Annotated in this window: 26 protein-coding genes; 22 read left to right on the top strand and 4 right to left on the bottom strand. The window is 66.1% G+C overall.

Annotated features, from left to right (window positions below):
• The first annotated feature begins 4 nt into the window (after positions 1–4).
• The 7 genes from C7411_RS20435 to C7411_RS20405 all read left to right on the top strand — a co-directional run bounded on the left by C7411_RS20435 (position 5) and on the right by C7411_RS20405 (position 7,018).
• Positions 5–706, top strand: coding sequence for an SDR family oxidoreductase (locus C7411_RS20435; RefSeq protein ID WP_110385875.1), 702 nt, complete (start codon positions 5–7; stop codon positions 704–706).
• Between the two features lie 2 nt (positions 707–708).
• Positions 709–1,707, top strand: coding sequence for a 3-hydroxyacyl-CoA dehydrogenase (locus C7411_RS20430; protein WP_110385874.1), 999 nt, complete (start codon positions 709–711; stop codon positions 1,705–1,707).
• Positions 1,708–1,777: 70 nt separating this feature from the next.
• On the top strand, positions 1,778–3,109 hold the full coding sequence (locus C7411_RS20425) for a short-chain fatty acid transporter (protein ID WP_110385873.1): 1,332 nt from the start codon (positions 1,778–1,780) through the stop codon (positions 3,107–3,109).
• A 51-nt stretch (positions 3,110–3,160) separates the two neighbouring features.
• On the top strand, positions 3,161–3,445 hold the full coding sequence (catC, locus tag C7411_RS20420; protein WP_110385872.1) for a muconolactone Delta-isomerase: 285 nt from the start codon (positions 3,161–3,163) through the stop codon (positions 3,443–3,445).
• A gap of 10 nt (positions 3,446–3,455) precedes the next feature.
• Complete coding sequence (locus tag C7411_RS20415) at positions 3,456–3,752, top strand: YciI family protein (RefSeq protein ID WP_110385871.1); 297 nt, start codon at positions 3,456–3,458, stop codon at positions 3,750–3,752.
• 200 nt (positions 3,753–3,952) lie between these two features.
• Positions 3,953–5,125 carry a porin gene (locus C7411_RS20410; RefSeq protein WP_110385870.1) on the top strand — a complete coding sequence of 391 codons (1,173 nt, stop codon included), beginning with the start codon at positions 3,953–3,955 and terminating at the stop codon, positions 5,123–5,125.
• Positions 5,126–5,338: 213 nt separating this feature from the next.
• Complete coding sequence (locus C7411_RS20405) at positions 5,339–7,018, top strand: purple acid phosphatase family protein (RefSeq protein ID WP_110385869.1); 1,680 nt, start codon at positions 5,339–5,341, stop codon at positions 7,016–7,018.
• Between the two features lie 38 nt (positions 7,019–7,056).
• On the opposite strand, the gene shc is transcribed toward C7411_RS20405, so the two are convergent.
• Positions 7,057–9,093, bottom strand: a complete 2,037-nt coding sequence (shc, locus tag C7411_RS20400) for a squalene--hopene cyclase (protein ID WP_110385953.1) — start codon at positions 9,091–9,093, stop codon at positions 7,057–7,059.
• Between the two features lie 64 nt (positions 9,094–9,157).
• Here shc and C7411_RS20395 point away from each other — a divergent pair, with 64 nt between their 5' ends.
• The 9 genes from C7411_RS20395 (at position 9,158) to C7411_RS20355 (ending at position 17,818) form a co-directional block, all read left to right on the top strand.
• The gene (locus C7411_RS20395) at positions 9,158–9,865 is read left to right on the top strand and encodes a TetR/AcrR family transcriptional regulator (RefSeq protein WP_181431353.1); all 708 of its coding nucleotides are present in this window, start codon (positions 9,158–9,160) and stop codon (positions 9,863–9,865) included.
• Positions 9,866–9,998: 133 nt separating this feature from the next.
• On the top strand, positions 9,999–10,958 hold the full coding sequence (locus tag C7411_RS20390; RefSeq protein ID WP_279306305.1) for a 4-hydroxyproline epimerase: 960 nt from the start codon (positions 9,999–10,001) through the stop codon (positions 10,956–10,958).
• The gene (locus C7411_RS20385; protein WP_110385867.1) at positions 10,955–12,115 is read left to right on the top strand and encodes an NAD(P)/FAD-dependent oxidoreductase; all 1,161 of its coding nucleotides are present in this window, start codon (positions 10,955–10,957) and stop codon (positions 12,113–12,115) included. Before C7411_RS20390 ends, C7411_RS20385 begins: the two co-directional genes overlap by 4 nt.
• Positions 12,108–12,383 (top strand): 2Fe-2S iron-sulfur cluster-binding protein, encoded by a 276-nt coding sequence (locus C7411_RS20380; protein WP_110385951.1) that lies wholly within the window; start codon positions 12,108–12,110, stop codon positions 12,381–12,383. The genes C7411_RS20385 and C7411_RS20380 overlap by 8 nt, the downstream gene beginning before the upstream one ends.
• Positions 12,380–13,648, top strand: coding sequence for an FAD-dependent oxidoreductase (locus tag C7411_RS20375; protein ID WP_110385866.1), 1,269 nt, complete (start codon positions 12,380–12,382; stop codon positions 13,646–13,648). The genes C7411_RS20380 and C7411_RS20375 overlap by 4 nt, the downstream gene beginning before the upstream one ends.
• A gap of 90 nt (positions 13,649–13,738) precedes the next feature.
• On the top strand, positions 13,739–14,521 hold the full coding sequence (locus tag C7411_RS20370) for an AraC family transcriptional regulator (protein ID WP_110385865.1): 783 nt from the start codon (positions 13,739–13,741) through the stop codon (positions 14,519–14,521).
• A 179-nt stretch (positions 14,522–14,700) separates the two neighbouring features.
• The gene (locus C7411_RS20365) at positions 14,701–15,615 is read left to right on the top strand and encodes a dihydrodipicolinate synthase family protein (RefSeq protein WP_243413254.1); all 915 of its coding nucleotides are present in this window, start codon (positions 14,701–14,703) and stop codon (positions 15,613–15,615) included.
• A 143-nt stretch (positions 15,616–15,758) separates the two neighbouring features.
• Entirely contained in the window at positions 15,759–16,421 is a 663-nt protein-coding gene (locus tag C7411_RS20360; protein WP_110385864.1) for a response regulator, read from the top strand.
• Complete coding sequence (locus C7411_RS20355) at positions 16,418–17,818, top strand: ATP-binding protein (protein WP_110385863.1); 1,401 nt, start codon at positions 16,418–16,420, stop codon at positions 17,816–17,818. The genes C7411_RS20360 and C7411_RS20355 overlap by 4 nt, the downstream gene beginning before the upstream one ends.
• A gap of 52 nt (positions 17,819–17,870) precedes the next feature.
• Here the strand turns inward: C7411_RS20355 and C7411_RS20350 are convergent, their stop codons facing one another.
• The 3 genes from C7411_RS20350 to C7411_RS20340 form a co-directional block, all read right to left on the bottom strand.
• Positions 17,871–18,800 (bottom strand): LysR family transcriptional regulator, encoded by a 930-nt coding sequence (locus C7411_RS20350; protein WP_110385949.1) that lies wholly within the window; start codon positions 18,798–18,800, stop codon positions 17,871–17,873.
• Positions 18,801–18,812: 12 nt separating this feature from the next.
• Positions 18,813–20,246 (bottom strand): NAD(P)/FAD-dependent oxidoreductase, encoded by a 1,434-nt coding sequence (locus C7411_RS20345; RefSeq protein WP_243413253.1) that lies wholly within the window; start codon positions 20,244–20,246, stop codon positions 18,813–18,815.
• Positions 20,247–20,315: 69 nt separating this feature from the next.
• Entirely contained in the window at positions 20,316–20,660 is a 345-nt protein-coding gene (locus tag C7411_RS20340) for a cupin domain-containing protein (protein WP_110385861.1), read from the bottom strand.
• A gap of 166 nt (positions 20,661–20,826) precedes the next feature.
• Between C7411_RS20340 and C7411_RS20335 the strand changes: the two genes are divergently transcribed.
• From C7411_RS20335 to C7411_RS20310, 6 genes are all read left to right on the top strand, one after another.
• The gene (locus C7411_RS20335) at positions 20,827–21,657 is read left to right on the top strand and encodes a helix-turn-helix transcriptional regulator (RefSeq protein WP_110385860.1); all 831 of its coding nucleotides are present in this window, start codon (positions 20,827–20,829) and stop codon (positions 21,655–21,657) included.
• Positions 21,658–21,821: 164 nt separating this feature from the next.
• Positions 21,822–22,772: an agmatinase gene (speB, locus tag C7411_RS20330; protein WP_110385859.1), complete on the top strand. Its 951-nt coding sequence runs from the start codon at positions 21,822–21,824 to the stop codon at positions 22,770–22,772.
• An 18-nt stretch (positions 22,773–22,790) separates the two neighbouring features.
• Positions 22,791–24,290: an aldehyde dehydrogenase family protein gene (locus C7411_RS20325; RefSeq protein WP_110385858.1), complete on the top strand. Its 1,500-nt coding sequence runs from the start codon at positions 22,791–22,793 to the stop codon at positions 24,288–24,290.
• Positions 24,291–24,459: 169 nt separating this feature from the next.
• Positions 24,460–24,819 carry a DUF2946 domain-containing protein gene (locus tag C7411_RS20320; protein WP_116603291.1) on the top strand — a complete coding sequence of 120 codons (360 nt, stop codon included), beginning with the start codon at positions 24,460–24,462 and terminating at the stop codon, positions 24,817–24,819.
• Between the two features lie 133 nt (positions 24,820–24,952).
• Positions 24,953–25,834: a hypothetical protein gene (locus C7411_RS20315; protein ID WP_110385856.1), complete on the top strand. Its 882-nt coding sequence runs from the start codon at positions 24,953–24,955 to the stop codon at positions 25,832–25,834.
• Between the two features lie 28 nt (positions 25,835–25,862).
• A complete protein-coding gene (locus C7411_RS20310; protein ID WP_110385855.1) occupies positions 25,863–26,225 on the top strand; it encodes a copper resistance protein CopC in 363 nt (120 codons plus the stop codon).
• The last annotated feature ends 50 nt before the right edge of the window (positions 26,226–26,275 follow it).

Here is a 26,275-nt window from a genome sequence, read left to right as displayed (position 1 = left end):
AAACATGGCTAAAGAACGAGTCCTGATCACCGGCGGCGCCGCCGGCATCGGCGCCGCGTGCGCCGCGCGCTGCGAGGCCGACGGCTACGAGGCCGTCGTCATCGACCGCGTGGGCGGCGGCATCATCGCCGATCTCTCCGACACTGAAGCAACGGCAGCCGCGCTCGCCCGCGCGCTCGAAGGCGGCCCGATCACGCGCCTCATCAACAACGTGGGCGTAGTCGTGCCCAACGACGCCGGGCACCAGACGCTCCAGGAACTCGAACGCGCATGGGCCCTCAACGTTCGCTGCGCACAGCAGTGCATGCAGGCGCTGTTGCCCGGCATGAAGGCCGCGGGCTTCGGGCGCATCGTCAACATGTCGTCGCGCGCCGCGCTCGGTAAAGAGCTGCGCACGGCCTACTCGGCCACCAAGGCGGCGCTGATCGGCATGACGCGCGTGTGGGCGCTCGAACTCGGCGCATTCGGCGTGACCGCGAACGCCATTGGCCCGGGTCCGATCCGCACCGAACTGTTCGACCGCGCCAATCCGCCCGGCGCGCCGCGCACCGAGGCCATCATCAACGCCGTGCCCGTGAAACGCGTAGGCACGCCCGACGATGTTGCGCACGCGGCCTCGTATCTGCTCGACGCGCGCAGCGGCTTCGTGACCGGCCAGGTGCTCTACGTGTGCGGCGGCATGACCGTCGGCGTCGCGGGGGTTTGACGATGACGGCCCTCGATACGCCTGCGCAAGCATGCGAAGCGCGACGCGCCGGCATCGTCGGCGCGGGCAGCATCGGCGTGGCGTTCGCGATCTGCTTTGCGCGGGCCGGCTGGCGCGTGCGCCTCTACGATCCCGACGCTGCACGCCGCGCCACCGTGCCTGAAGAGATTGCGCAGCGCCTCGGCGACCTCGCGCATTACGCCCTGCTCGACGAAAGCGCGCAGGAAATCGCCGCGCGCGTCGCGATCGTCGATACGCTCGAAGCCGCTGCGGCGCGAGCCGATCTCGTGCAGGAATGCGCACCCGAACGCGCCGAACTCAAGCGCGAGATCTTCGCCCAGCTCGACCGTGCCGCGCCGCCCGAAGCGATACTCGCGAGCGCCTCGTCGTTTCTCGCGGCTTCGAAATTCGTCGACGATACGCTGCCCGGTCGCGCGCGCTGCCTCGTCGCCCATCCCGGCAACCCGCCCTACCTCGTGCCCGTGATCGAGGTCGTGCCCGCACCGTTCACGTCCGAAGCGGCAGCCGCGCGCGCGATCGCGCTCTATACCGAAGCAGGCATGAAGCCCGTGCGCGTGAAGCACGAAGTGGAAGGCTTCATCTTCAACCGCCTGCAAGGCGCCGTGCTGCGCGAAGCATATTGCCTCGTGCGCGACGGCGTGGCGTCGGTGGAAGACATCGACACCGTGATGCGCGAAGGCCTCGGCCCGCGCTGGTCGGTGATCGGCCCGTTCGAGACCGTCGATCTGAACACGCGCGGCGGCATCGCCTCGCATGCGCAGAAGATGGGCCCTTCGTACGCACGCATGGGCGCCGAACGCGGCCAGCACGACCCGTGGACGCCCGAACTCGTCGCCCAGGTCGAGGCGGCACGACGCGCGGCGCTGCCGCTCGATCAATGGGACGAGCGTGTGGGCTGGCGCGACCGCCAGCTCATGCATCTCGCCCGCCATCGCAAGACCTCAAGCCACGACAGCCACGATAGCCACGACGACTCATAGGCGCTTCGAACGCGCGCGCTGAGAGCCGAAGAGACCCGACAACTATTACGATTCAATCAGAGACACTTCCATGCACAAAGTCACCGCTTTCTTTACCGAGCTCATGCGCCGGTATTTGCCCGACCCGTTCGTGTTCGCCATCGGCCTCACCTTGCTGACGATGGCCCTCGCCGTGATCGTGCAAGGGCAAGCCGTCACGGCCCTCACCACGAGCTGGGGTAAGGGCTTCTGGGCGCTGCTCGCGTTCACCACGCAAATGGCGGTGATTCTCGCGATGGGCTACGTGCTCGCGACCGCCCCGCTCACCGACCGCCTCCTGAACCGCGTGGTGGCGCGCGTGAGCGATCCGCGCATGGCGATCGTCGTCGCGACGCTGGTGGGCGGCATCGGCAGCTATCTGAACTGGGGCTTCGGCCTTGTGGTGGGCGGCATCGTCGCGCGCAAGCTCGCGCTGCGTGTGAAGGGCGTGCACTACCCGCTCATCATCGCATCGGCGTATAGCGGCTTTACGCTCTACGGCCTCGGGCTTTCGGCCAGCATTCCCGTGCTGATCTCCACGAAGGGGCATCCGCTCGAAGCGCAGATGGGCGTCATTCCGCTCTCCGAAACGATTTTCTCGCCCACCATGCTCATCACGAGCCTCGTGACCATCATCACGCTGCCGCTCCTGAACGCATGGCTGCACCCCAAGCCTGGTCAGCCGGTCAAGGAAATCGATCGCGTCCAGGAAGACAAGCTGCAGAAGGCCGCCGCGCTCGGCGTCGATCTCGACGAAGGCAACACGCTCGCCAACCGCCTCAACAACAGCCGTCTTCTGAGCTACGCGATCGGCCTGATCGGCATGGGCTATGTCGCGCTGCACTTCGTACAGGGCGGCTCGATCGACCTGAACCTCATCAACTTCTTCATTCTGTTCCTCGGCATCCTGCTGCTCGGCACGCCGATCCGCTATGTGGAGAAGCTCAACGAAGGCATTCGCACGATCAGCGGCATCATTCTGCAGTACCCGTTCTACGCGGGCATCATGGCGATCATGGCGTCCTCGGGCCTCGTCAATACGTTTTCCGAAGCATTCGTGAAGGTCGCGACGCCGGGCACGCTGCCGTTCTGGGGCTTGATCAGCTCGTTCTTCATCAACTTCTTCGCGCCTTCGGGCGGCGGCCACTGGGTCATTCAAGGTCCGTTCATGATCGAAGCGGCGAAGACCATCGGGGCCTCCGTGGGCCATACCTCCACGGCCGTGATGCTCGGCAACGCATGGAACGACCTCGTGCAGCCGTTCTGGATTTTGCCCGCGCTCGCGCTTTCGAAGCTCAAGCTCAAGGACATCATGGGCTACACGGTCATCATGATGTTCTGGATCGGCATCGTTTATTCGATTGCGATTCTCGCGTGGGGCTGATTGGCGCTTACATGCTGACTTATTGAACCCCATCCTCACCGGAGACGATTCATGCTGTTTCTCGTGCACATGCAGGTGCAGATTCCGCACGGCACCGACGCCGCCTACGCCGACGCCCTGAAGGCCGAGGAAAAGGCGTTTTCGCAGAAGCTGCAACGCGAAGGCAAGTGGCGCCACCTGTGGCGCGTGGCCGGCGAATACGCGAATTACAGCGTGTTCGACGTCGAATCGAACGACGAACTCCATACGCTGCTTGCCGCGCTGCCGCTTTTCCCGTTCCTGAAGATCAGCGTGACGCCGCTCGCCCAGCATCCTTCGGCCATCGTGCCCAATTGAGAGACGCGCCATGCCTTTTCTCATCGAAACGTTCGACAAGCCCGGTCACGCCGAGATGCGCGCACGCGAGCGCGATGCGCATCTGGAATTTCTCGCGCGCAACAAGGCGCTGTTGCTGGCCTGCGGCGCAAAACTCAACGACGACGGCAGCAGCGCGGGCGGCGGCATCTATATCGTCGACCTCGAAACGCGCGAGGAAGCCGAGCGCTTCATCGCGCAGGATCCGTTCACGCATGTCGGGCTGTTCGAGAGCGTGAAGATCATTCGCTGGCGCAAGGCCTACATCGACGGAACCTCCTACCTGTAAGCGCACACGAAGAAGATCGTCGATTGATCAGCGGCCGGACACCCCCCTGCCGCGACCGGCTTTTCCCATGAACTGAACGTATCGATAACCTAAAGGAAGTTTCATTTTTCGGGCCATTTTCGACACGTTTGCGTAATCGCCCTCGCCTAAATTTCCGGTTCCGCCACACACGAAGCATTCTCCTTCTCTACGGAACCGAAATGAAAAAAGCGTTGTTGAACCTCCTCGCGCTCGCGGCGGCCGCCGCCTGCACGAGCGCTCACGCACAAAGCAGCGTTACGCTCTACGGCACGGTCGACGCGGGCCTCGACTACATCAGCAATCAGAAGTCGTCCACCGGTCATGGCACGACGTGGGGCATGCAGTCCGGCAACGTGAGCACGAGCCGCTGGGGCCTGCGCGGCACCGAAGACCTGGGCGGCGGGCTCAAGGCGATCTTCGACCTCGAGAACGGTTTCTCGGTCGTCAACGGCAAGGGCTCCAACGGCGGTTATCTGTTCGGCCGGCAAGCGTGGGTCGGCCTCTCCAGCGACCAGTACGGCGCGCTCACGCTCGGGCGCCAGTACGACGCCCTCGTGGACATGATCGCGCCCATGTCGGCCACGGGTTCCGGCTTCGGCGGCAACATCGCGATGCACCCGTTCGACAACGACAACCTCAACAACGACGTGCGCATGAACAACGCCGTCAAGTTCCGCAGCGCGACCTACGCGGGCTTCCAGGTGGAAGGCGCCTACGCGTTCAGCAACCAGGGCGGGGGCTTCTCGAACAATAACGCCTACACGATGGGCGCTTCGTGGACCGGCGGCCCGATCAACCTGGCCGTGGCGTACTTCCAGGGCAACGAGCCCGGCTCGACCACGAACGGCGCACTGAGCGCCGGCAGCGGCACCGACAACGATCCGATGTTCGTCGCTGCACGCACGCGCACGCTCGGCGCGGGCGGCAGCTATACGATCGGGCCGGCGAAGGTGGGTCTCGTGTTCACGCGCACGATGGTCGCCGAGCCCACGCAGATCGCCCAGGGCGGTTCGCTAAACGCGTTCGATGCCGACTACCTGACGTTCAATAACTTCGAAGTGAACGGCCGTTACGCGCTCACGCCGCAACTGAGCCTCGGCGGCGCCTATACGTATACGGACGGGTCGGTCAGCCGAGCGCAAGGCAACGCGTCGCCGCACTGGAACCAGTTCATGCTGCAGGCCGACTATGCGCTGAGCCGACGCACCGACGTCTATCTCGAAGGCGTCTACCAGCGCGTTTCGGGCGCCCAGGGCATTCCGGTGCTCGGCAATGCGTCGATCTACAACCTCGCGGCTTCGTCCAGCGATACGCAAGCGGTCGTCGCGGCAGGCATGCGCCTGAAGTTCTAAGCCCATGCTTGACGGGTAAGGGTAAGCGCGGTAACAGCGGGTCGCGCGATGCAAGCGCGGCCCGTCATGCTGCGTAAAACAAGGGCAGTGTCATCGCCAGGTCATGCAGGCAAGCCATCGTTGCGCAGACACTCACCCTGCGATGCTTGCGCCCGCGCGCGTCAGTCATGCAAGTCCGCCAGCGCAGGCTTCGCCTTCTGCTCCCGAGACGACATGACGAATAAAGACATCCCCGAGAATGCATCCACCGAAAGCGGCGCCGGCGTCTCGCGCCGCGGCTTCCTCAAGCTTGCCGGCGCGTCCGGCTTCGCGAGCGCGGCCAGCGCTTTCGCGGGCAGCGCGAAAGCCGACGCCGCCACCCCCGACGGCACGCCCGAGCAGATCCACCTCACCTGGGGCGAAGATCCGACACGCGAAGTCGTCGTTTCGTGGGCGTCGCTCGCCTCGTCCACGAATCCGCGCGTGATCTACAGCGCCGATCGCGGCAAACGCGAGACGGTGCACGCCGTGCAACGCACCTATACCGACGGGCTCACCGGCGGCGTCGTCTTCACGTATCACGCACGGCTGCGCGCTCTGGACCCGGCGACGACCTACCGTTACGAAGTCACCGCCGACAACGACAGCCACGCGAGCAGCCCGTTTTCGTCGAGCTTCACCACAGCCCCGCGCGGGCGCGCAAAGTTCCGCTTCACGAGCTACGGCGACCTCGCCACGCCGAACACGGGCTGGGTGCTGTCGTCTGCGCAAAGCCGCTTCGCCGTCGAGGCCGTGGAGCGCTTCCAGCCGCTCTTTCATCTGCTCAATGGCGACCTCTGCTACGCGAACCTGAATCCCGCGCACCAGACCGATGTGTGGCGCGACTTCGGCAACAACAACCAGACCTCGTCGGCGAATCGTCCGTGGATGCCGTGCCCCGGCAATCACGAGATCGAGTTCTACAACGGCCCGCAGGGCCTGAATTCGTATCTCACGCGCTATACGCTGCCCCATAACGGCACGCAGTTTTCGGGCCGCTGGTACCGCTTCCGCGTGAGCAACGTGCTGTTCGTCTCGCTCGACGCCGACGACGTGGTCTACCAGGACGCCGCCGCGTTCGTGGCCGGTCCCTCGCCGCTCGTGCCTGCCGCGAGCACGGGCAACGCGCCGGTGCAGCCGGGCACTTCGTTCTACGTGCGCGGCTACAGCAACGGCGTGCAGACGCGCTGGCTCGAGCAAACCCTGAAGCAGGCAAAGGACGACGACGATATCGACTGGATCGTGGTGCAGATGCACCAGGACGCGCTCAGCTCGTCGAAAACGGGCAACGGCTCGGACAAGGGCATTCGCGAAGCGTGGCTGCCGCTCTTCGACCGCTATGGCGTGGACCTCGTGGTGTGCGGCCACGACCACGACTACGAGCGCAGCTACCCCGTGCGCGGCTGCAATCATCACGCGGGCGTCGATGCGAAGACCGGCGCGCGCGTCGACACGCTTCAGCCGCGCCCCGTCACGCATGCCCAGGGGGTGGGCAACACCTTCGACACGAGCCACGGCACGATCCACCTGATCCTGGGCGGCGGCGGCACGAGCGCACCGCTCGACGTGTACGGCGTGGACGCCGGCAACGGCAACCCGCAGGCTCAGGTGTTCACGAAGCCCAACCACCCGGTGCCGGGCACGACCGCGGGCACTTTCGCGCGCCCGACGGCGGACGCGCTCGAAGACGCGATCTGGTCGGCGCAGCGCGATACGGGCACGGGCTATGGCATTGCGGTGTTCGACGTCGATCCCGGCACGCACGGCGGCAAAACCACGATCACGATGAACTACTATCACGCGCCGGGCGCCGATCAAACGCCGACCGGCAATTATGAGTTGTTCGAAACGATTACACTGGAGAAATCGCGGTAAGCAAACTACGCGGGGCGCGCTTGCGCCCCGCTTCCCAATCAATCTGCCAGCTCGGCTTCTTCCACCTCCCGCGCCACGACCGCGTCGCCAGCCAGCCGCCGGTAGCGCGACAGCGCCCACAGCGGGAAATACGCCGTGTACCCGTGATACTTGAGGTAGTAGATACGCGGGAACCCCGGCGCATTGTGCGAGCGATGCCACCAGAACCCGTCTTCCTGCTGCACGGATAGCAGATACGCCACGCCGCGCCGAACCGACTCGGATTCCCAGTCGCCGAACGCCATTTGCGCGAGCAGCGCCCACGCAGTGAAGTTCGACGCGCTTTCGCCGCCGTTGGTGCCGGCAAGGCGCGCGTCGATATAGCTGTCGTTGGTCTCGCCCCAGCCGCCATCGGCATGCTGGCGCGCGCGCAGCCACGCGAGCGCGCGTGCGATGTATGGCTGCCCCGGGTCCTCGCCCGCGAGCGCGAGACCCGCCAGCACGCTCCACGTGCCATAGATGTAGTTGGTACCCCAGCGGCCCCACCAGCTGCCGTCGGCTTGCTGAGCGGCCTTCACGTACTCGATGGCGCGCGCGAGCGCTGCCTTGTCTTCGGCGCGGCCCGTCACGCCGAAGCACAGGAGCACGCGGCCCGATACGTCTTCGGTTGGCGGGTCGAGCAAGGCGCCATGATCCGCGAAGGGAATCGCGTTCAGATAGAGGCGGTCACAATCGGCGTCGAAGGCGCCGAAGCCGCCGTTGCGCGATTGCAGGCCGCGCATCCAGTCGAGCGCGCGCGCGACACGCGCCGCATACGGGTCCACGCCCGTCTTGCGCGCCTGCCCACGGCCGCGCCGATGGAGCATGGCGGCAACCACGGCCGTATCGTCGATGTCGGGATAGTACGGGTTCTCATACTGAAAGGCCCAGCCGCCAACCGGCGTGTCGGGCTGCGCGTTCTCGATCCAGTCGCCGCGCACGTCTTCCACCTGGCGCCCGGCGAGCCAGTCGTACGCGCGCGCAATACGCCGCTGCAGTTCCTGGTCGCCGATAGCGGCCGACGCCGCATCGGCGGCCACGGCCGAGCGCGCCTGTTCGAGCGCCATCGTGCTCCACGCCGTATCCCACACCGGCGAGAGACAGGGCTGGCAATACACGCTGCCGTCCGGGCGCTCGACGAGCAGCTTTTCCAGCGCATTCTCGCAATCGCGCCGCAACGGATGATCCTCAGGATACCCAAGCACCTGCATCATCTGGTAGCTGTAGACGATAGGCGGAAAAATGCCGCCCATGCCGTCCTCGCCGTTCATGCGCTCGGCGCACCAGGCCTCGGCGTACTTCATGGCGCGCTGGCGCAGCGCGCGCGGCAGCAGCGGCTCGATATGGCGCAGCGCACGGTCAGCCGCGAGAAAGAGCCGGCGGATACCCTTGCCGCGCGCAAAGTATTCGCGCTCCTCGTCGGCGGGCGTAACGAACAGTTCGGCAATCGACACATCATGCGGATTGGCCGCGCGCGCCTTCAGCGAACAGAGCGCGAGCAGCGGCACCATGGTCGTGCGCGCCCAGTAGGCGACCTTGTACATCGAAATGGGCACCCACTTCGGGAACAGCACGAACTCGACCGGCATGAACGGCGTGGCGCGCCACGGCACCTGACCGAAGGTGGCGAGCAGAATGCGCGTGAACACATTGGACTTCGCCGCACCGCCGAGCTTCAGAATGGTCTCCCGGGCACGCGCCATGTGCGGCGCCTGTTCGGAGTCGCCCGCCGCCTTCAGTGCGAAGTACGCTTTCACGCTGCACGAGACATCGGGCGCGCCGTCCACGTAGAGATCCCATGCGCCGTGCGTTTGCAAACGCTGAATCTCGCGCAGATAGCGCGCCATCTTCTCCTGGCGCACCACGTCGATCTTGCCCATGAAATGCATCATGAGGATGTATTCCGCGGTGATCGTGGCGTCCGATTCGAGTTCGAAGCACCAGCTTCCATCGGCGTCCTGCTGCTGCACGAGCGCCTCGCGGCCGCGAATGATCGAGGCGTCGAGCGCCGCCATGGCGGCTGCGGAGGCGGTAAAAGGCGGGTTGGAATTTTGCATCGGCGGATCATACCATCCGTACGGAATGTTTAGCAGCGACGTCTGCAATGGTATGATCGCCGCCATGAAAGACTCCTCCGTCAAGGCGCCCGCGCGCGCGACAAGGCGCAGCGCGAAGGCGGCTGACGCAGCGGCACCACCGGCCCCTTCGGCTCCGAAGCCTCGTTCTGCGCGCAAGGACGCGGCGCCTGCCGCCGGCACGCGCCGCAAGAAAGCCCCGGCCCAGGTGCGCGCGCAGTTGCTGCAAGCAGCTTCCGATATCGCCACCGATCAAGGCGTGCCCGCCGTGACGCTCGACGCCGTGGCCGAACGCGCGGGCGTGACCAAGGGTGCGCTGCAGTATCACTTCGCCAACAAGCAGGGCTTGCTCGATGCGCTCTTCGAGCAGACGCTCACGCGCTTCGAGCAGCAGATGCATATGCGCATCGCCGAAGGCGTGGCGCAAGGCGCGCCGAAACACGGCGCCGCCGCGCGCGCCTACCTGCGCACCACGCTCGACGAAACGAGCCCCGCCGCCAGCACCAACGTCCTGCGCGTGCTGGTGGCCGCGATGATGACCGACCCCGCGATTCGCGAGCGCTACGCCGCGCCCATGCGAAAGTGGACGCGCCCCGACCCGCTGCCGCTCGAAGCCGCCGCCCGGCTCATGATCTGCCGGCTCGCGGCGGACGGCCTGTGGATCTCCGACCTGCTGGGCTACCAGAACATGCCGACGCGCCTGCGCGCCGAAGTGGTGCGCCAACTGGAGCAACTGGCGCTCGCGAAAGACTGAAGAGAGCGCTAAAGAAAGCGCGCGCGCCATGGTTCCCCCGGGAGCGGCGTGCTTTCACGCCCGGCGCACTATGCCGAAATCGTCACCGCGCATGGGCCGTTCGAGCAAGACGGCCAAAATGGCGCGGCCTACGATTGTCGGCATGAAAACCCTCACCGTTATCGACTCCCACACGGGCGGCGAACCCACGCGCCTCGTGATCGCCGGCGGCCCGGAGCTGGGCCGCGGCCCGCTCGCCGAACGCCTCGCCGGTTTCCGTCGCGACTTCGACCGCGTGCGCGCGGGTGTCGTCAACGAGCCGCGCGGCTCGGACGTGATGGTCGGCGCGCTGCTTTGCGAGCCGCATGATCCGTCCTGCTCCGCCGGCGTGATCTTCTTCAACAACGTCGGCTTTCTCGGCATGTGCGGGCACGGCACCATCGGCCTCATCGCCTCGCTCGCGCATCTCGGGCGCATCGCGCCCGGCGTGCATCGCATCGAAACGCCGGTCGGCAACGTCGAAGCCGAACTGCACGCCGACGGCAGCGTCACCGTGCGCAACGTGCCCGCGTATCGCTACCGCCAGGCCGTGCCGCTCGACGTGCCCGGCTATGGCCGCGTTCATGGCGACATCGCCTGGGGCGGCAACTGGTTCTTCCTCGTCGCCGATCACGACCTGACGCTCGAAGCGCGCAACGTCGAAGCGCTCACCGAAGCCACGTGGGCCATGCGCCAGGCGCTCGAGGCGAATGGCATTACCGGCGCGGACGGCGCGCTGATCGACCATATCGAACTGTTCGCGCACTCGGACGTCGCGGGCATCGACAGCCGCAATTTCGTGCTGTGTCCCGGCAAGGCCTACGACCGTTCGCCGTGCGGCACCGGCACGAGTGCGAAGGTCGCGTGCCTCGCCGCGGACGGCACGCTCGCGCCCGGCGCGCGGTGGCGCCAGGAAAGCATTATCGGCAGCGTGTTCGAAGCATGCTATGAAATCACGCCCGAACTCCCCGCCGGCCATGTGCGCCCGAGCATACGCGGCAGCGCGCATATTAGCGCGGAGTCCAAACTGATTTTCGACGACGACGATCCGTTCGCCTGGGGCATTCCCGCGTGACGCAAGGTTCGAGCGGCCGACACGATGTCGTCGTGATCGGCGCGGGCATCGTGGGCGCCGCATGCGCGCATGAACTCGCGGCGCAGGGCCTGAACGTCCTCGTCATCGAACGCGCCGGTGCTGGCGGCGGCGTGACGGCTGCCGGCATGGGCCACCTCGTCGTGATGGACGACACGCCCGCCGAATTCGCGTTGAGTGCGTGGTCGCTGGGGCTATGGCACGCGCTTGCGCCGCGTCTCGACGATCGCCATGCGTTCCTGCGCTGCGGCACGCTCTGGGTCGCCGCCGACGAAGAAGAACTGACGCTCGCGCAAACACGTCAGCAGGCGCTGCAACGCCAGGGCGTGACGTGCTCGATGCAGGATGCACGCCAGTTGCGCGAAGCGGAACCCGGCCTGCGCAAAGGCCTCGCAGGCGGCATGATCGTCGAGAACGACGCCGTGGTTTATGCGCCTGCCGTAGCAGCATGGCTGCTCGAGCAACCGGTTCGCGGCCGCATGACCTGCCGCACGCAAACGCAGGTCGCGCGCATCGATCGCGCGGGCGTGCACCTCGCCGATGGCGAGGTCGTCGGCGCGGACGCTGTCCTGATCGCGAACGGCCTGCAGGCGCTCGACTTGCTGCCGCGCCTGCCGCTGCAGGCGAAGAAGGGACACCTGCTCATTACCGACCGCTATCCCGGCACGATTCGCCATCAGATTCTCGAACTCGGCTACATCAAGAGCGCGCACAACGCGAGCGGCACCTCGGTCGCGTTCAACGTGCAGCCGCGGCCGACCGGGCAACTGCTGATCGGCTCGTCGCGGCAGTTCGACAGCACGGACCCCGCCGTCGAGCCGGCAATGCTCGCGCGCATGCTGCACCGCGCGACCGAATATCTGCCGCAACTGCCCGCGCTCAATGCGATTCGCGCATGGACGGGATTTCGCCCCGCATCGAGCGATGGCATGCCGCTGATCGGCCCGGCCGCCTCGTTTGCCGATGAAGGCAGCCATCCGTCCACGTGGCTCGCCACCGGACACGAGGGCCTCGGCGTGACCACGGCGCTCGGCACCGCGAAGCTGATTGCCGCGCAGATGCTCGGACGCGACGCCGATATCGACGCGACGCCCTATCTCCCTGCCCGCTTCGCCGACCATGGGGCCGTGCATGCCTGAATCCAATACGACGTTGACGATCGATGGGCGCAAAGTGGGCGTCGCGCCGGGCAGCTCGGTTGCAGCAGCTGTCGCCATCGCCGCACATGCAGAGCGCGCCGCGCCCGTCACGCGGCGTTCGGTGAGCGGCGCGCTGCGCGGGCCGTTGTGCGGCATGGGCATCTGCCAGGAGTGCCGCGTCACCATCGACGGCGTGCCGCATCGGCTTGCATGCCAGACGGTCTGCGTCGCGGGCATGAAGGTCGTCACCGGGAATGCAGCGCCATGAAATTCGATATCCTGATCATTGGCGCCGGACCCGCCGGATTGAACGCCGCGCACGCCGCCGCACAGGCGGGCGCAAGCGTCGGCATCGTCGATGACAATGCGCTGCCTGGCGGCCAGATCTGGCGTCAGGGCCCCGGTCATCGCGCAGCTGGCCCCGCGCGCGCCGTGCTCGACGCCCTCGCGGCGCGCAGCAACGTCGCGCTGCTAAGCGCAACCCGCATCGTGCAGGCGCTTCCCGGGCGGCGATTGCTCGCCCAGCGTCCCGACCGTGCGCTCACGCTCGCTTACGGCAAGCTCATCGTCGCCGCGGGTGCGCGCGAGCGCTTCCTGCCCTATCCTGGCTGGACCTTGCCGGGCATCACGGGCGCGGGAGGCTTGCAGGCGCTCATCAAAGGCGGGATGCCCGTGCGCGGCGAACGCATCGTCATCGCGGGCAGCGGGCCGTTGCTGTGGGCCGCCGCCGTCACCGCGCGCCAGCATGGCGCGGCGATCGCCGCTATCGTCGAGCAGGCGTCGCCCCAGGCGGTGCGCCGCTTCGCGGCAGGTCTCGTCCATACGCCCGCGAAACTCGCACAGGCACTGCGCATGCGCTTCGATCTGCGCGCCACGCCTTACTGGTGCGATGCGTATATTGCCGAAGCGATCGGCACGACGCGCGTGACGCACGCGCGCGCGCGGCGCGGCAACGGCGAAGTGCTGGTCGAATGCGACCGGATCGCGTGCGCCTATGGCCTCGTGCCGAATACAGGCCTTGGCGAAGCGCTGGGTTGCCGCCTCGAAACCCATGCGGGTGCTCCCGCCATCGCCGTGAACGAATGGCAGCAGACCTCCGCCGAAGCCATTTATGCGGCCGGCGAATGCACGGGCGTGGGCGGCATGGAACTCGCGGCGATGGAAGGACGCATCGCGGCATACGCTGCGCTCGGGGACGACGCGAACGCCCGGCACCTGTTTGCCGGGCGCGAGCGTTACCGCCGTTTCGCCATGCGCCTGCACGCGGCGTTCGAACTCTCACCCGCGTTGCGGGCGCTCCCGCAGCCCGACACCGTGTTTTGCCGTTGCGAGGACGTCGCCTTTCGCGACGTTGCGCGCCACGCGTCGTGGCGCGACGCCAAGCTGCAGACACGCTGCGGCATGGGTCCCTGCCAGGGCAAGATTTGCGGCGACGCAGCGGCGTTCTGCTTCGGCTGGCCGCAAAACGGCCAGCGCCCGCCGTTCTCGCCCGCGCGCATCGACACCTTGCTGCACGCACAGATGACGGCATAGCGCCACACGCATTTTTTTCTTGCAGATGCGCGGGCGTGCGCAAATCGGCACAATGGTGATTTCCGCCGATCCCGCCCCAGGCGCCTCGCGATGCCCGAACTGGTCCTGCCCGCCGCCCTCGACAACGCCACGTTTGCACAGATAGTCGCGCATTTCACCATGCTCGAACCGCTGTTCGACACCATGCCCGACGTGGTGTTCTTCGTGAAGGATCACGAGGCGCGCTACGTGATCGTGAACACCACGCTCGCCGCGCGCTGCGGCCTCAAGGAAAAACGCGCGCTGCTCGGCAAGACGGCCGAGCAGGTCTTTCCCTCGCGCTTCGGCCACAGCTATACCGCGCAGGACCAGGCCGTGGTGCGGCTCGGCAGCAGTCTCATCGACCAGCTCGAACTGCATCTGTATCCGGGCCGGCAGCCGGGCTGGTGTCTCACCTCGAAAGTCCCGCTGCACGACGCGCACGGCCGCGTGCTGGGCGTGGCGGGCATTTCGCGCGACCTGCAGGCCGCCGAAGGTACGCACCCCGCTTACCAGCGGCTCGCGGTCGCCGCGAAGTATATCCAGGACAATTATGCGCAACCGCTCAAGCTCGCGCATCTGGCGAAGCTCATCAACATGTCGGTGGCGCAGATCGAGCGGTACTTCCACAAGATCTTTCACCTCACGCCGCGCCAGATGCTGCTGAAAACGCGTCTGGACGCCGCCTCGGCGCTGCTCGCGAGCGACCTGAGCATCACCGACATCGCCACGCAGTGCGGCTATAACGATCACAGCGCGTTCACGCGGCAATTCAAGGCCACGGTGGGCGTCACGCCAAGCCAGTATCGCGCGTTGCTGCAAACGCCGGAAAGCGCGCAGACGCCGGGTACTTGAGCCTCGCGACAGCGTGCCGAGGATTGTCCCCGGGCCGCTGAACACGGCGGAGGACTATGCAGATTTCGTCTTTTTGAAGCGCGAAAGGCCCCAAGCGTCAAACGAATTGGACAGCGATACTCCACTCATATTCAACAGGTACCGGCGCGAGCCGCTACGCATTCAAGGAGTGAGTCACAGTGAGCGCGATCCAGTGGAGCGGGGTGTTTCCCGCCGTCAGCACGCAATTCAAGGCGGACTTTTCAGTCGATATCGACGCCACGCACCGGGTGGTGAGCAACCTCGTCAAGGACGGCGTGTCGGGCCTCGTGGTGTGCGGCACCGTCGGCGAAAACACCTCGCTCGCGACGCATGAAAAAATTGCGGTGATCGAGGCCGCGCGCGACGCGGCAGGCGGCAAGGTGCCGGTGATTGCCGGCGTCGCCGAATTCACCACCGAGTTCGCGCGCCAAACCGTGAAAGAAGCGGCGCGCGTAGGCGTGGACGGCGTGATGGTCATGCCGGCGCTCGTGTATTCCTCCAAGCCGCACGAAACGGCCGCGCATTTCCGCGCCGTGGCTTCCAGCACCGACGTGCCGGTGATGGTCTACAACAATCCGCCGATCTACAAGAACGACGTCACGCCCGACATCCTCATCGCTCTTCAGGATTGCGAAAATATCGTCTGCTTCAAGGATTCGTCGGGCGATACGCGCCGTTTCATCGATCTGCGCAACGCCGTGGGCGAGCGCTTCGTGCTGTTCGCGGGCCTCGACGACGTATTGGTCGAAAGCGTGGCCGTGGGCGCGCAAGGCTGGGTGTCGGGCATGTCGAACGTATTCCCGAAGGAAGGCGAAACGCTCTTCCGTCTCGCGAAACAAAAGCGCTTTGACGAAGCGCTCGCGCTCTACCGCTGGTTCATGCCGCTGCTGCATCTCGACGCGCGCCCCGACCTCGTGCAGTGCATCAAGCTGTGCGAGGAACTGGTGGGCCGCGGCAGCGCGATCACGCGCCCGCCGCGCCTGGCGCTCGAAGGCGAAGCGCTCGCGCACGTGAAGGCGGTGGTCGAGAAGGCGCTCGCCACGCGCCCCGCCCTGCCGGACGTCGGTCTGTAAGCGTTACGAACTCAGCGCGGCTCTCGCAATCCTCATTCGAATACGCTTCGACTGACTGCCCTGCTCCCCCTCGTCGTGCCGCTTAAGCACCGGTTAAGCCGGGATGAGCGACAATGTAACGATAGTAATTGGGGGAGCGAGCGATGCGCCTGTTGCTGGTGGAAGACGACGAGATGATTGCCGAAACGGTGCTCGACTCGATGCGCCGCGAGGGTCATGCCGTCGACTGGGCGCGCGACGGGCGGGAAGCGGAGCTTTCGCTCGGCAACGATGTGTACGACCTCGTGCTGCTCGATCTCGGGCTGCCGAAAAAGGATGGGATCGAGGTGCTGAACGGCTACCGCCGCAAGGGCGGCGAAGCGGCCGTGCTGATCCTGACCGCGCGCGACTCCGTGACGGACCGCATCGCCGGGCTCGACGCGGGCGCCGACGACTACCTGATCAAGCCCTTCGATCTCGACGAACTGGCCGCCCGTACGCGCGCCATGCTCCGCCGCCGCACGGGCCAGAAACAGCCCGTCTACACGCACGGCGGTCTCGCGCTCGACCCCGCCGCGCACGAGGTGACGAAAGACGGCGAAAGCGTCGCGCTCGTGCCGCGCGAATTCGCGCTGCTGCGCGTGCTCATCGAGCAGCCCGCGCGCGTGTTCACGAAGGCCGAACTCGAAGAGCGCATGTACGGCTGGGGCGAGGAAGTCGGCAGCAACGCGATCGAGGTGCATGTGCACAGCTTGCGCCGCAAGATTGGCACCGACCAGATCGTGACCGTGCGCGGCGTGGGTTACCGGCTCAAGAGAGCGGAATGAATTCCATCCGCCGCCGTCTGCTGGGCTGGCTCATCTGCGGTTTCGCGGCCGCTTTCGTCATGGCCGGCTTCGGCATTTTTCACAGCGCGCGCGAAGAAGCGGGCGAGCTGTTCGATTACGAGCTGCATGCCGTAGCGCTTTCCTTGCCCGCGAACGCCACGATGGCGCGCGAGGTCGAGCAGTCCGGCCCCGGCTTCGACGAGATCGCCGACGATCGCATTCTCATCCAGATCTGGGACCGGGACGGCAAGCTGGTTTATCGCTCGCAGGAAACGCCGGTGCTGCCGCGCCAGGCCACGGGCTTTCGCACGATCGAGCACGACGAGGTGCATTGGCGCGTGTACGGTATCGCGCAACCGAACCGCTTCGTTCAGGTCGCCCAGCCCATTTCCGTGCGCGACGGGCTGGCGCTGCACCTCGCGCTGCATACGTTGTGGCCGCTCGCACTGCTCGTGCCGGTGGCCATCGTGCTCCTGCTGTTCGTGGTGACGCGCGGGCTCGCGCCGGTGGGCGCGCTGTCAGCGCTGCTCGCTTCGCGCTCGGCGCACGAGCTGGAGCCGTTGCGCCTCGATGGCTCGGTGCCGGTCGAACTGCGCCCGCTAGTCGTCGCGCTAAACGATCTGCTGGACCGCCTGAACGCGGCTTCGCAGGCGCAGCGCACCTTCATCGCCGACGCGGCGCACGAACTGCGCTCGCCGCTCGCCGCGCTCAAGCTGCAATGGCAGGCCGCGCTGCACGACGGCACGCTCAGCGGCGAGCCGCGCACGCTCGAGCGCATGCAAACGCGCCTGAACCGCACGATCCGCCTCGTGCAGCAATTGCTCACGCTCGCGCGCGAAGACGCGCAGGGGAGCACGCCCGCCACGGTCGTGAGCCTGCGGCGCCTGGGCGAGCAGGCCATCGGCGACTTCTCGCTGCTCGCGGAGGAAAAAGGCATCGACCTCGGCCTGGAGTCGCGGCCGCCCGTGACGCCCGAGTGCATCTGCAATGTGAACGCCGATGCGCACGGCCTGAACACCCTGCTGAACAACCTGCTGGACAACGCGATTCGCTACACGCCGACAGGCGGCAAGATCGATCTCGTGCTCACACGTTCGCAGGACACGCTCGGCTTCGAAGTCATCGATAACGGGCCCGGGATTCCCGAAGGCGATCTCGAACGCGTGCTCGACCGCTTCTTTCGCGGCGATCATGCACAGGGTACGGGCAGCGGGCTCGGCCTTTCGATCGTGGCGCGCATCGCGCAGCGTCATGGCCTGACGTTCACGCTGCGCAACAACCCGGGCGGGCGCGGGCTCACGGCTGCGGTGAGCGGGCTGCCGGCGCACGACAGCGCGGCGGCCAATACGAATGCGCCCGCCGGCCGAACCGCGCGGGCGACAAGCGATTCGGCCTAAGGCGCAGTCTTGGGCAGGTAGCTGCTCCTGTGTATGACCCGCACCGCATCTTTCATTCGCCCAGCGATTCGGGCACGGCGGCATGCTGCCCATAGACGTTAAGCAGATCGTCGCAGAACGCGCGCACGATGGGCTTTTCCGCGGCGCTGCGCTTGACGGCCAGATGCATCGGCACGTCGAAGCCGAAGGTGGCGCGTCCGAGCGCCCGGATGAGGCCTCGCTGCTCGAACGGCTCGGCGTGATGCGCGGGCAGATAGCCGATATGGCTGCCCGAGAGGATCAGGACCGTGGCGGCGTCGATGCTGTCGGCAATCGCCGTCACCTGCCGGTCGCCGATACCCGCAAGCTCCTCAGGTATCGGATAGCTGCGCCAGACCCAGTCGTGCTCGCGCAGGTCGTCCACGTTCACGTTCGGCGCACCATGGAAAAGCGCATGCCCGCGTCCGCAGCACAGCACCTGTCGCTCGCTGAACAGCTCGGTATAGTCGAGGCCCGCCACGCGATGCCAGAAGTAGCCGATCGCAATGTCGAGGTGGTTGTTGACGAGGCTTTCCTCGAGTTCCCGAGGCGCCGCGACCTTCATCGTGAAGCGCACAGCCTGATCGCGTTTGCGGAATGTGCCTATCGCCTCCGCGAGCCGCGCGTTCTCGACGTGCGAAGCCTGGCCGATCAGGCCGATGCCGAGCGTGCCGACGAGTTTGCGGTCGATATCGCGCACGCGCGCGACGAACTCGGTGGTGGCCGCAACGAGCGCGCGCGCAGAAGGCACGAAACGCTCGCCCTTCGACGTGAGACGAAAGCCGCCGCGCCCGCGCTCGCAGAGCTTGAAGCCCACGCGCGCCTCGAGCGCCGAGAGTTGCGTGCTGATGGTGGACTGCCGCACGCCTAGCGTCGCTTCGGCCGCGGTGATGCCGCGCGCGTCCACCACGGCGAGAAACACGCGGATGAGCCGCAGGTCGAGATCGGAGGTATTGGAGAACATGCCGCTCATCCCTCACATCGGAAAGCCCATCGCCTTGATACCCTTGATCCACGCGCGCTTCCAGCCGCCTTCGGCGTCGGCGCCGTCGAACGCATGGAACGTGACCTTGGCGGCCAGCCAGCGCACCGGCTCCGGCGGGATATAAGCCGGGCTCTGGTTGGCGATATCGAGCGCGCGCTCGGGGCTCGCGCGGTCGAACAGGATATTCAGGCCCATGAAGGCACCGAAGCGGCTCGCCGCCACGCCAAAGCCCGTGTAGCCCGCCACGAAAACGGCCTTGTCGTTCAGATAGCGCTTCGCGAACACGGAGCCGCGCGAGCAGTAGTCGATCGGCCCCCCCCACGCATGCGAGAAGCGCACGTCGGCAAGCTGCGGAAAGGTGCGGTAAAACGCCTGCGCGAGCCGATAGTAGGTCTCGGCCTTCTGGTCCTGCGGGGGATTCGGATCGCCGTCGAAGTGATAGCTCACGAGTCCGCCGAAGATGATGGTGTTGTTCTTCGTGAGGCGGAAGTAATTGAGCTGCGTGCGCGTGTCGTAAATGCCCTGGCGATTCTTCCAGCCGATACGCGCGAGCTGTGCTTCGGTCAGCGGTTCGGTCGCGAGCACGTGGTCGCGCACCTGCAGCACGCGCCGGTTGATGTCAGGAATGCCAACCTTTGCCGTACCGCTGCCGAACACCACGCGCGGGGCGCGCACGCTGCCTTCGGGCGTCTTCACGTAGACGGTCTGGCCTTCGTCGACGACGCCGATGAGCGGCGTGTGCTCGTAGAGCTTCACGCCGAGCGAAAGCGCCGCGCGCTTGAGACCCCATGCAAGCTTGGCCGGATGCACGATGCCGCTGCGATTGCGCGACCACAGCGCACCGGCGAACAAGGGCGAATCCAGTTGTTCGCGCGTCGCTTCGCCATCGAGCAGAACGACATCGTGCCCATAGCGTTGGTGAAGCTCATAGTCGCCGCGCAAAGGCTCGATATGCCCGGGATCGACCGCCACGGTCATTTCGCCGTTCCATTCGATATCGGCGTCGATGTTGTAGCGCTTGAGCGTCTCCTCGAAGCCGTCGAGGTTGTGATGACCGAACGCTTCGAGCTGCGCAATATCGTTAGGGAATACCCGCATGGCATTGGGCAATCCATGCATCACCGAAGTCGAGATGATGCCGCCCGCGCGACCCGACGCGCCATGCGCGACCTTGCCCGCCTCGATCAGCACGACGTTCAGATGCGGCATCTGCTCCTTGGCCTGCACGGCGGCCCAAAGCCCCGTGAAGCCACCGCCGACGATCAGCAGGTCGGCCTCCGCGTTGGCACTGAGCCTGGGTTCGGTCGGCGGCTCGGCGGGGTTGTCGAGCCAGTACGGAAAGAACCGCGTGCGCGAAAGCGCCTCTTGCACGCTGAGCGCGACGCCCGGGCGCGATTCGACTTCAACTTCTGCAGGGATACTCATCATAGGCTTCACTGCACGGAACGGGAGAAAAGAGAACCGCCTTCCACGGGAGGCAGTTCGCCATGGTCCTTAGGCCTGTTCGAGCACGACGTAGAACTTCTTCGCGTCTTCGAGGGTTTCCCATCGGCCTGCAAAGCCGGCGGGCAGGAGGTAACCCTCGCCCGCCGTGAATTCCTTGCGGGCACCGTTCGCGTCGGTCAGGGCGATCTTGCCTTGCACGAGCCATACCGCTTCGTCGGCGGTCGTGGCCGGGAAATCCACCGCGCCGACCTTGCCCTCCCACCAGCCGATCACGTAGTTGTTGTTCTTGCCGGCCGTGGCGCGCCAGTCGCTTTCGTCCATGCCGTACTCCAGCCTGGTGAATTCGCCGATGCCAGCGCCCAGCGGCACGATGTCCTGAATCAGTTTGCTCATTTGCGTCGCTTCCCGTTGATCGAGTGACGCCAAAGTTACCGACTGGCGCGGCCGCGGTATGCCCCCCCTCAGGGGGGGCAAGCGGTGTTTTGCTGCCCGGTTTTGGGCTTTTTTGGCCGCAATAGCCTTCGGCTATAATAAATCGGCCATCACGAATGGGCGTGCCATGCAGCTCAATGTCCCCCCGCTCAACCGCGATCAACCGAACTTTCCGCTCTCGTTCAAGACCCTCGGCAACGTGATCGAGGCCGTCGGCACGCCCGATTTCGTGCCACGTCTCACGCTGCTGGTGAACGAGGTCGTGCCCGTCAATGTCGTGCATATCGAGCGTTCGCGCGCGGACAGCACGATGCCTACGGGCTTTCGTTGCGAATGGATCGGCAGTGGCGGGGTCGGAATGGATTCGGGCGCGATCTCGGACGTGATGACCCTGTATTACGACCGCTTCTACGAAAGCGATCCGCTGTTCGCGGGCATTCGCGGCAAGCTCGGCACGATGCTGGTGGTGCGCGACATCGGCGCGATACCGCCGGGCGAATTCCGCCAGCGGCTCTTCGACGAGGCGCGCATCGCCCACGAATGCGTGCTCGCACGCGGCACGCGCCACGCGCAGGACTCCATCGCGCTCGAACGCGGACTGCGCGAACCGCCGTTTACGCTCGTGGAAATGAACCGCTTTCGCAGCGTGAGCGAGTTTCTGTTTCCGCTGCTCGAACTGCACGCCTCCACGAGCGCGGCCCGGCGCATCGCCCACGCGGCGCCGTTCATGCATCCGCTCGCGCAGTTCGACGCGCGCATTGCGGCAGACGGCGTGCGCCTGTCCAAGCGCGAATACGAAACCTGCGCACACCTCATCACCGGAAAGACCGTGCCCGAAGCCGCACAGATCCTGGGCGTGCAGGTGGCCACCGCCGAGTCGTACGTGAAGCGCGCCTTCGCGAAGCTGGGCGTGCGCACCAAGCGCGAACTGATCGCCTGGGGCCATGCCGCGGTTTAAGCAGGCCGTTTAATCGCGGGGTTTAGTCGCGGAGTTTAGTCGATTAAGAGCCTGCATACATCGAATTCCATCGATGTAAACATCTCAACTTCAATATTTGGCCGCGCGGGATCTCCCCTACCATCGCCCGATCGATTTGCCTGTAACGATCGGAGATACACCAGATGGAGCGCCAGTTCAACCAGCCGCAGGGCGGCAACGAGATGCCGCGGTTCGGCGGCATCGCCACCATGATGCGCCTGCCGCAGGCCGAGACCACTGAGGGCCTCGACGTCTGCTTCGTGGGCGTGCCGCTCGATATCGGCACCTCGAACCGCTCCGGCACGCGCTTCGGGCCGCGCCAGATCCGCTCGGAATCGGTGCTGCTGCGACCGTACAACATGGCCACGCGCGCGGCGCCGTTCGATTCGCTGCAGGTGGCCGATATCGGTGACGTCGCAACGAACCCATATGATTTGAAGGATTCGATTCGTCTGATCGAAGCGGCCTACGACCGCATCGTCGAGACGGGCTGCCGGCCGATCACGCTCGGCGGCGACCACACGATCGCATGGCCGATCCTGCGCGCGCTGCACAAGCAATACGGCAAGGTCGCCGTCGTCCACATCGACGCCCACGCCGACGTGAACGATACCATGTTCGGCGAAAAGATCGCGCACGGCACACCGTTTCGCCGCGCCGTCGAGGATGGTCTCCTGCAATGCGACAAGGTCACGCAAATCGGCCTGCGCGGCACCGGCTACCACGCGGAAGATTTCGACTGGTGCCGCAAGCAGGGTTTCACCGTCGTGCAAGCCGAGGCCTGCTGGAACCGCTCGCTCGCGCCGCTGATGGAAGAAGTGCGCGCACGCGTGGGCGACACGCCCGTGTACCTGAGCTTCGATATCGACGGGCTCGATCCCGCCTTCGCGCCCGGCACCGGGACGCCCGAGGTGGGCGGCCTGACCGTGCACCAGGGCCTCGAGATCGTGCGCGGCATGAAGGGGCTCAACGTGGTAGGCGCCGACCTCGTCGAAGTCTCGCCGCCGTACGACCAGGCCGGCACGACCGCGCTCGTGGGCGCGAATCTCGCCTTCGAAATGCTTTGCATCATGCCCGGCGTGGCTTACCGCTAGGGCGCGAGGAGACACCTCATGGCTACGAATAACGAACGTCAAATCGCCGAACGCCGGATCGACGGCGAGGCTTTTGTGCTGCCCGCCGCAACGATTGCGGGCGAAAGCTTGTGCGCCGCGGACAGCGAAGTGTGCTCGCGCATCTGCAATGCGGCCACGGGCGAAACGATCGGCTGGCAGCAGCACGCCACGGCCGCGATGGTCGATCGCGCCGTGCATGCCGCGCACGATGCGCTCATTGCGTGGCGGCACACGACGCCCGCCGCGCGCGGCAAGCTGCTGCGCAAGATCGCCGAATTGGTGGAAGCCGACCGCGCACGCCTCGCTGCCATGCAGATGCAGGTGAGCGGTAAGCCGCCGTTCGAAGCGGACCTCGACGTGAGCGACACCATCGCGACGTTCAACTACTACGCCGGCCTGTGCGAAGACGCCTCGGCGTTCGCCGCCGAAGCGGTCGCGGTGCCGGACGATGCGCTGCTCGCCGAGCGCGTGCATGAACCGGTTGGCGTCGCGGCGCTGATCGTGCCGTGGAATTTCCCGATGGTCACGACGGCCTGGAAACTCGCACCCGCACTAGCCGCGGCCTGCACGGTCGTCATCAAGCCTTCGGAACTCACCTCGCCCACCGAGCACATGCTCGCCGCAATCGTGAGCGAAGCGGGCGTGCCCGATGGCGTCGTGAACGTGGTCAACGGCGGCGGCGACGTCGGCGCATGGCTGACGACGCATCCGCTAGTCGACAAGATCTCGTTCACCGGCAGTACGGCGTCGGGCCGCAAAGTCATGCAGGCCGCTGCGCAGGACATGAAGCGCCTCACGCTCGAACTGGGCGGCAAGTCCGCGCTGGTCGTACGCGAAGACGCCGACGTGGCGCAGGCCGTCTCGCTCGCGGTGGGCGGCGCGTTCACCAACGCCGGGCAGATGTGCTCGGCCACCGCGCGCATACTCGTGCACGACAACGTGTATCGCAAGTTCATGGCTGCGTTCGAGACAGCGGTGCGAGCCGTCCTGGTCGCGCCGCCTCAGGTTGCGGACGCCGCGATGGGACCGCTCATCAGCGCGGCGCAACACGCACGCGTCGCGGCGCTCGTGGCGCAAGGCGTAGAAGCGGGCGCACAGATCGCGTTCGCGGGCCAGCTCGATCCCGCATGCGCCGATGGCTTCTTCATGGCGCCGGTGGTCATTGCGGAACCCGCGGCGGACAACGTGCTGTGGACCGACGAAATCTTCGGGCCGGTCGCGTGCGTGAAATCTTTCCGTTCGGATGACGAAGCAATCGCCATCGCCAACGATACGCGTTACGGACTGGTCGCCACGGTCGTGACGGGCGACGAAAAAGCCGCGCGACGCTACAAGGCGCAGCTGCGCGCCGGGCTCGTCTGGGTCAACACCCCGCAACTGATCTTTCCGCAAGTGTGCTGGGGCGGCTTCGGCGTGAGCGGCATTGGCCGCGAACTGGGCGTCGCCGGCTTGCGCAGCTACCAGGAATTGCGCCACACGGTCGGCCTGCGCGGCTGATCGCTTCCTGCCGGCTTCATGCCGTCTTGTAGGGGCCGCGACGCTTTGCCAAGGGGCGCTGCTGTAAGCGGCGCGGCGGGGCTGCGGCTCGCGTGGCATAATCCCCGCAATATTTCCGCCACTTCACACCGTGCGCCGATTCCAACTCAGGCTGGGCAGTCTACTGGGGATGCTTGCGCTCCTCATGGCGACGCTCGCGCCCGTGGTTTCGCACCTGCTAGCCGCCCAGGCCATGCAGATGGCGCCCGGCACGGTGGAACGCGCGCCCTGCGGCATGCCTTCGATGGAGCGCGACGTTCGCGGCGCGCACGGCACAGCGAGCGCACACGCAGCGAACGCAACGTCCGGCGACATGCAGGACTGCGGCTATTGCAGCTTCTTCGCGCACCTGCCCGTCGTGTCCGGCGTGCCGGTGCCGCTGTTTGTCGTCGGCGCGCTTGTGCAGGCGCGCATCGCGGCGCGATTCGAGAGCGTTTGCCTCGTCGCGCCCGCGGCCCACATCCACGCACGCGCCCCACCCCTGTCCTGACTGGATCGACCATGCCAATCCCGGACGACGCGCCCAGCGTGTCGCCGGGCCTGCACGCGCGCCGCCGAGGCTCGCGCGCGTGCCTCGCTTCTCGACAGGACAACTCATGTCTGATCAATCGCCGTCCAGCCCCATGGCGCGGGACGTGCTTGCACCCGTTCGCGCGTTGACGCGGCTCATCGGCTGCGCGCTTCTGCTCGGACCGTGCGCGGCCCATGCTCACGCCATCGCGGGCGACCGCGTTTTCCCCTCCACGCTCTCCGTCGACGACCCCGGCGTAGGCGACGAAGCCAACCTCGAATTCGGGCACCAACGCGTGCCCGGCGACGCCGGCGACCAAAGCATCAACACCTTCAGCTTCGAGTACGACAAGCTCATCACGCCGCGGCTCGCGTTCTCGGTGGACGGCAGCTACGTCATGCAGAACAACCCGAGCGCGCGCGGCTTCGACAATTTCGGCGTGGGGCTCAAGTACCTGCTCTACGTGAACGACGCGCATGAATTCATGACCTCGGTGGGCGTGAACGCCGAACTCGGCGGCACGGGCAGCCGCGCGATCGCCGCCAACTTCTCGACGATCTCGCCCACGGTCTTCGCCGGCAAGGGCATGGGCGACCTGCCCGACTCGCTCGCATGGCTGCGGCCCATCGCCATCACGGGCGAAGCGGGACCGTCGTTCACGACCGGCGGCGGGCAGCCGAACGCGTTCGACTATGGCTTCACGTTCCAGTACAGCCTGCCCTACCTGCAACAGCACGTACACGACGTCGGCTTGCCGCAGCCGTTCTCCAACCTCATCCCGCTGGTCGAAGTGCCCCTCTCGCGCAGCCAGGGACAAACGACCGGGACTGTCAACCCCGGCTTCATCTGGATGAACCGTTATGGCCAGCTCGGCATCGAAGCGCAGATCCCGATCAACCGGGCCAGCGGCTCTCACGTCGGCATCCTCGCGCAGGTGCACATCTTCTTCGACGATATCGCGCCGCGCACGATCGGCAAGCCGCTTTTCCAGTAAGCCCGCACATACACACAGGAATATCGCCATGAAACTCGCTACATTGCGCACGGCCGTCGCCTCGATCGCACTGCTCGCCGCCCACCTCGCGTGGGCGCACGCTTATCCGAAGCATCAGGAACCGCCTGCGGGATCGACCGTGCCAGCTACGGTGGGCGCGGTCGTGATCGATTTCGACGACGGGCTCGAGCCCGCCTTCAGTTCCATCGACGTAACCGACGCGCAGGGCAAATCCGTCATTCGCGAGAAGGCCAGGGTCGATGCGGGCAACAACAAGCGCATGTCGGTTGCGCTGAATCCGCTGGCACCTGGAAAGTATTCGGTGGTGTGGGTCGCGGTTGCCGCCGATGGGCATCGCACGACCGGACATTACTCGTTCGACGTGAAGTGAACGTGTAACGATGAGATGAGGCCATGCTGCGACTTTTTGCGGTGTCGCAG

The sequence above is a fragment of the Paraburkholderia silvatlantica genome, assembly GCF_003096715.1.
In the GTDB taxonomy this organism is placed as follows: domain Bacteria; phylum Pseudomonadota; class Gammaproteobacteria; order Burkholderiales; family Burkholderiaceae; genus Paraburkholderia; species Paraburkholderia silvatlantica.
This window is presented reverse-complemented; position numbering and strand designations above follow the sequence as displayed.

What these genes read in the sequence shown, in the direction of transcription:
- C7411_RS20435 (WP_110385875.1), top strand. Translation starts at nt 5, where the DNA reads ATGGCTAAAGAACGAGTCCTGATCACCGGCGGCGCCGCCGGCATCGGC.
- C7411_RS20430 (WP_110385874.1), top strand. Translation starts at nt 709, where the DNA reads ATGACGGCCCTCGATACGCCTGCGCAAGCATGCGAAGCGCGACGCGCC.
- C7411_RS20425 (WP_110385873.1), top strand. Translation starts at nt 1,778, where the DNA reads ATGCACAAAGTCACCGCTTTCTTTACCGAGCTCATGCGCCGGTATTTG.
- catC (WP_110385872.1), top strand. Translation starts at nt 3,161, where the DNA reads ATGCTGTTTCTCGTGCACATGCAGGTGCAGATTCCGCACGGCACCGAC.
- C7411_RS20415 (WP_110385871.1), top strand. Translation starts at nt 3,456, where the DNA reads ATGCCTTTTCTCATCGAAACGTTCGACAAGCCCGGTCACGCCGAGATG.
- C7411_RS20410 (WP_110385870.1), top strand. Translation starts at nt 3,953, where the DNA reads ATGAAAAAAGCGTTGTTGAACCTCCTCGCGCTCGCGGCGGCCGCCGCC.
- C7411_RS20405 (WP_110385869.1), top strand. Translation starts at nt 5,339, where the DNA reads ATGACGAATAAAGACATCCCCGAGAATGCATCCACCGAAAGCGGCGCC.
- shc (WP_110385953.1), bottom strand. Translation starts at nt 9,093, where the DNA reads ATGCAAAATTCCAACCCGCCTTTTACCGCCTCCGCAGCCGCCATGGCG.
- C7411_RS20395 (WP_181431353.1), top strand. Translation starts at nt 9,158, where the DNA reads ATGAAAGACTCCTCCGTCAAGGCGCCCGCGCGCGCGACAAGGCGCAGC.
- C7411_RS20380 (WP_110385951.1), top strand. Translation starts at nt 12,108, where the DNA reads ATGCCTGAATCCAATACGACGTTGACGATCGATGGGCGCAAAGTGGGC.
- C7411_RS20375 (WP_110385866.1), top strand. Translation starts at nt 12,380, where the DNA reads ATGAAATTCGATATCCTGATCATTGGCGCCGGACCCGCCGGATTGAAC.
- C7411_RS20370 (WP_110385865.1), top strand. Translation starts at nt 13,739, where the DNA reads ATGCCCGAACTGGTCCTGCCCGCCGCCCTCGACAACGCCACGTTTGCA.
- C7411_RS20360 (WP_110385864.1), top strand. Translation starts at nt 15,759, where the DNA reads ATGCGCCTGTTGCTGGTGGAAGACGACGAGATGATTGCCGAAACGGTG.
- C7411_RS20355 (WP_110385863.1), top strand. Translation starts at nt 16,418, where the DNA reads ATGAATTCCATCCGCCGCCGTCTGCTGGGCTGGCTCATCTGCGGTTTC.
- C7411_RS20350 (WP_110385949.1), bottom strand. Translation starts at nt 18,800, where the DNA reads ATGTTCTCCAATACCTCCGATCTCGACCTGCGGCTCATCCGCGTGTTT.
- C7411_RS20345 (WP_243413253.1), bottom strand. Translation starts at nt 20,246, where the DNA reads ATGAGTATCCCTGCAGAAGTTGAAGTCGAATCGCGCCCGGGCGTCGCG.
- C7411_RS20340 (WP_110385861.1), bottom strand. Translation starts at nt 20,660, where the DNA reads ATGAGCAAACTGATTCAGGACATCGTGCCGCTGGGCGCTGGCATCGGC.
- C7411_RS20335 (WP_110385860.1), top strand. Translation starts at nt 20,827, where the DNA reads ATGCAGCTCAATGTCCCCCCGCTCAACCGCGATCAACCGAACTTTCCG.
- speB (WP_110385859.1), top strand. Translation starts at nt 21,822, where the DNA reads ATGGAGCGCCAGTTCAACCAGCCGCAGGGCGGCAACGAGATGCCGCGG.
- C7411_RS20325 (WP_110385858.1), top strand. Translation starts at nt 22,791, where the DNA reads ATGGCTACGAATAACGAACGTCAAATCGCCGAACGCCGGATCGACGGC.
- C7411_RS20320 (WP_116603291.1), top strand. Translation starts at nt 24,460, where the DNA reads ATGCTTGCGCTCCTCATGGCGACGCTCGCGCCCGTGGTTTCGCACCTG.
- C7411_RS20315 (WP_110385856.1), top strand. Translation starts at nt 24,953, where the DNA reads ATGGCGCGGGACGTGCTTGCACCCGTTCGCGCGTTGACGCGGCTCATC.
- C7411_RS20310 (WP_110385855.1), top strand. Translation starts at nt 25,863, where the DNA reads ATGAAACTCGCTACATTGCGCACGGCCGTCGCCTCGATCGCACTGCTC.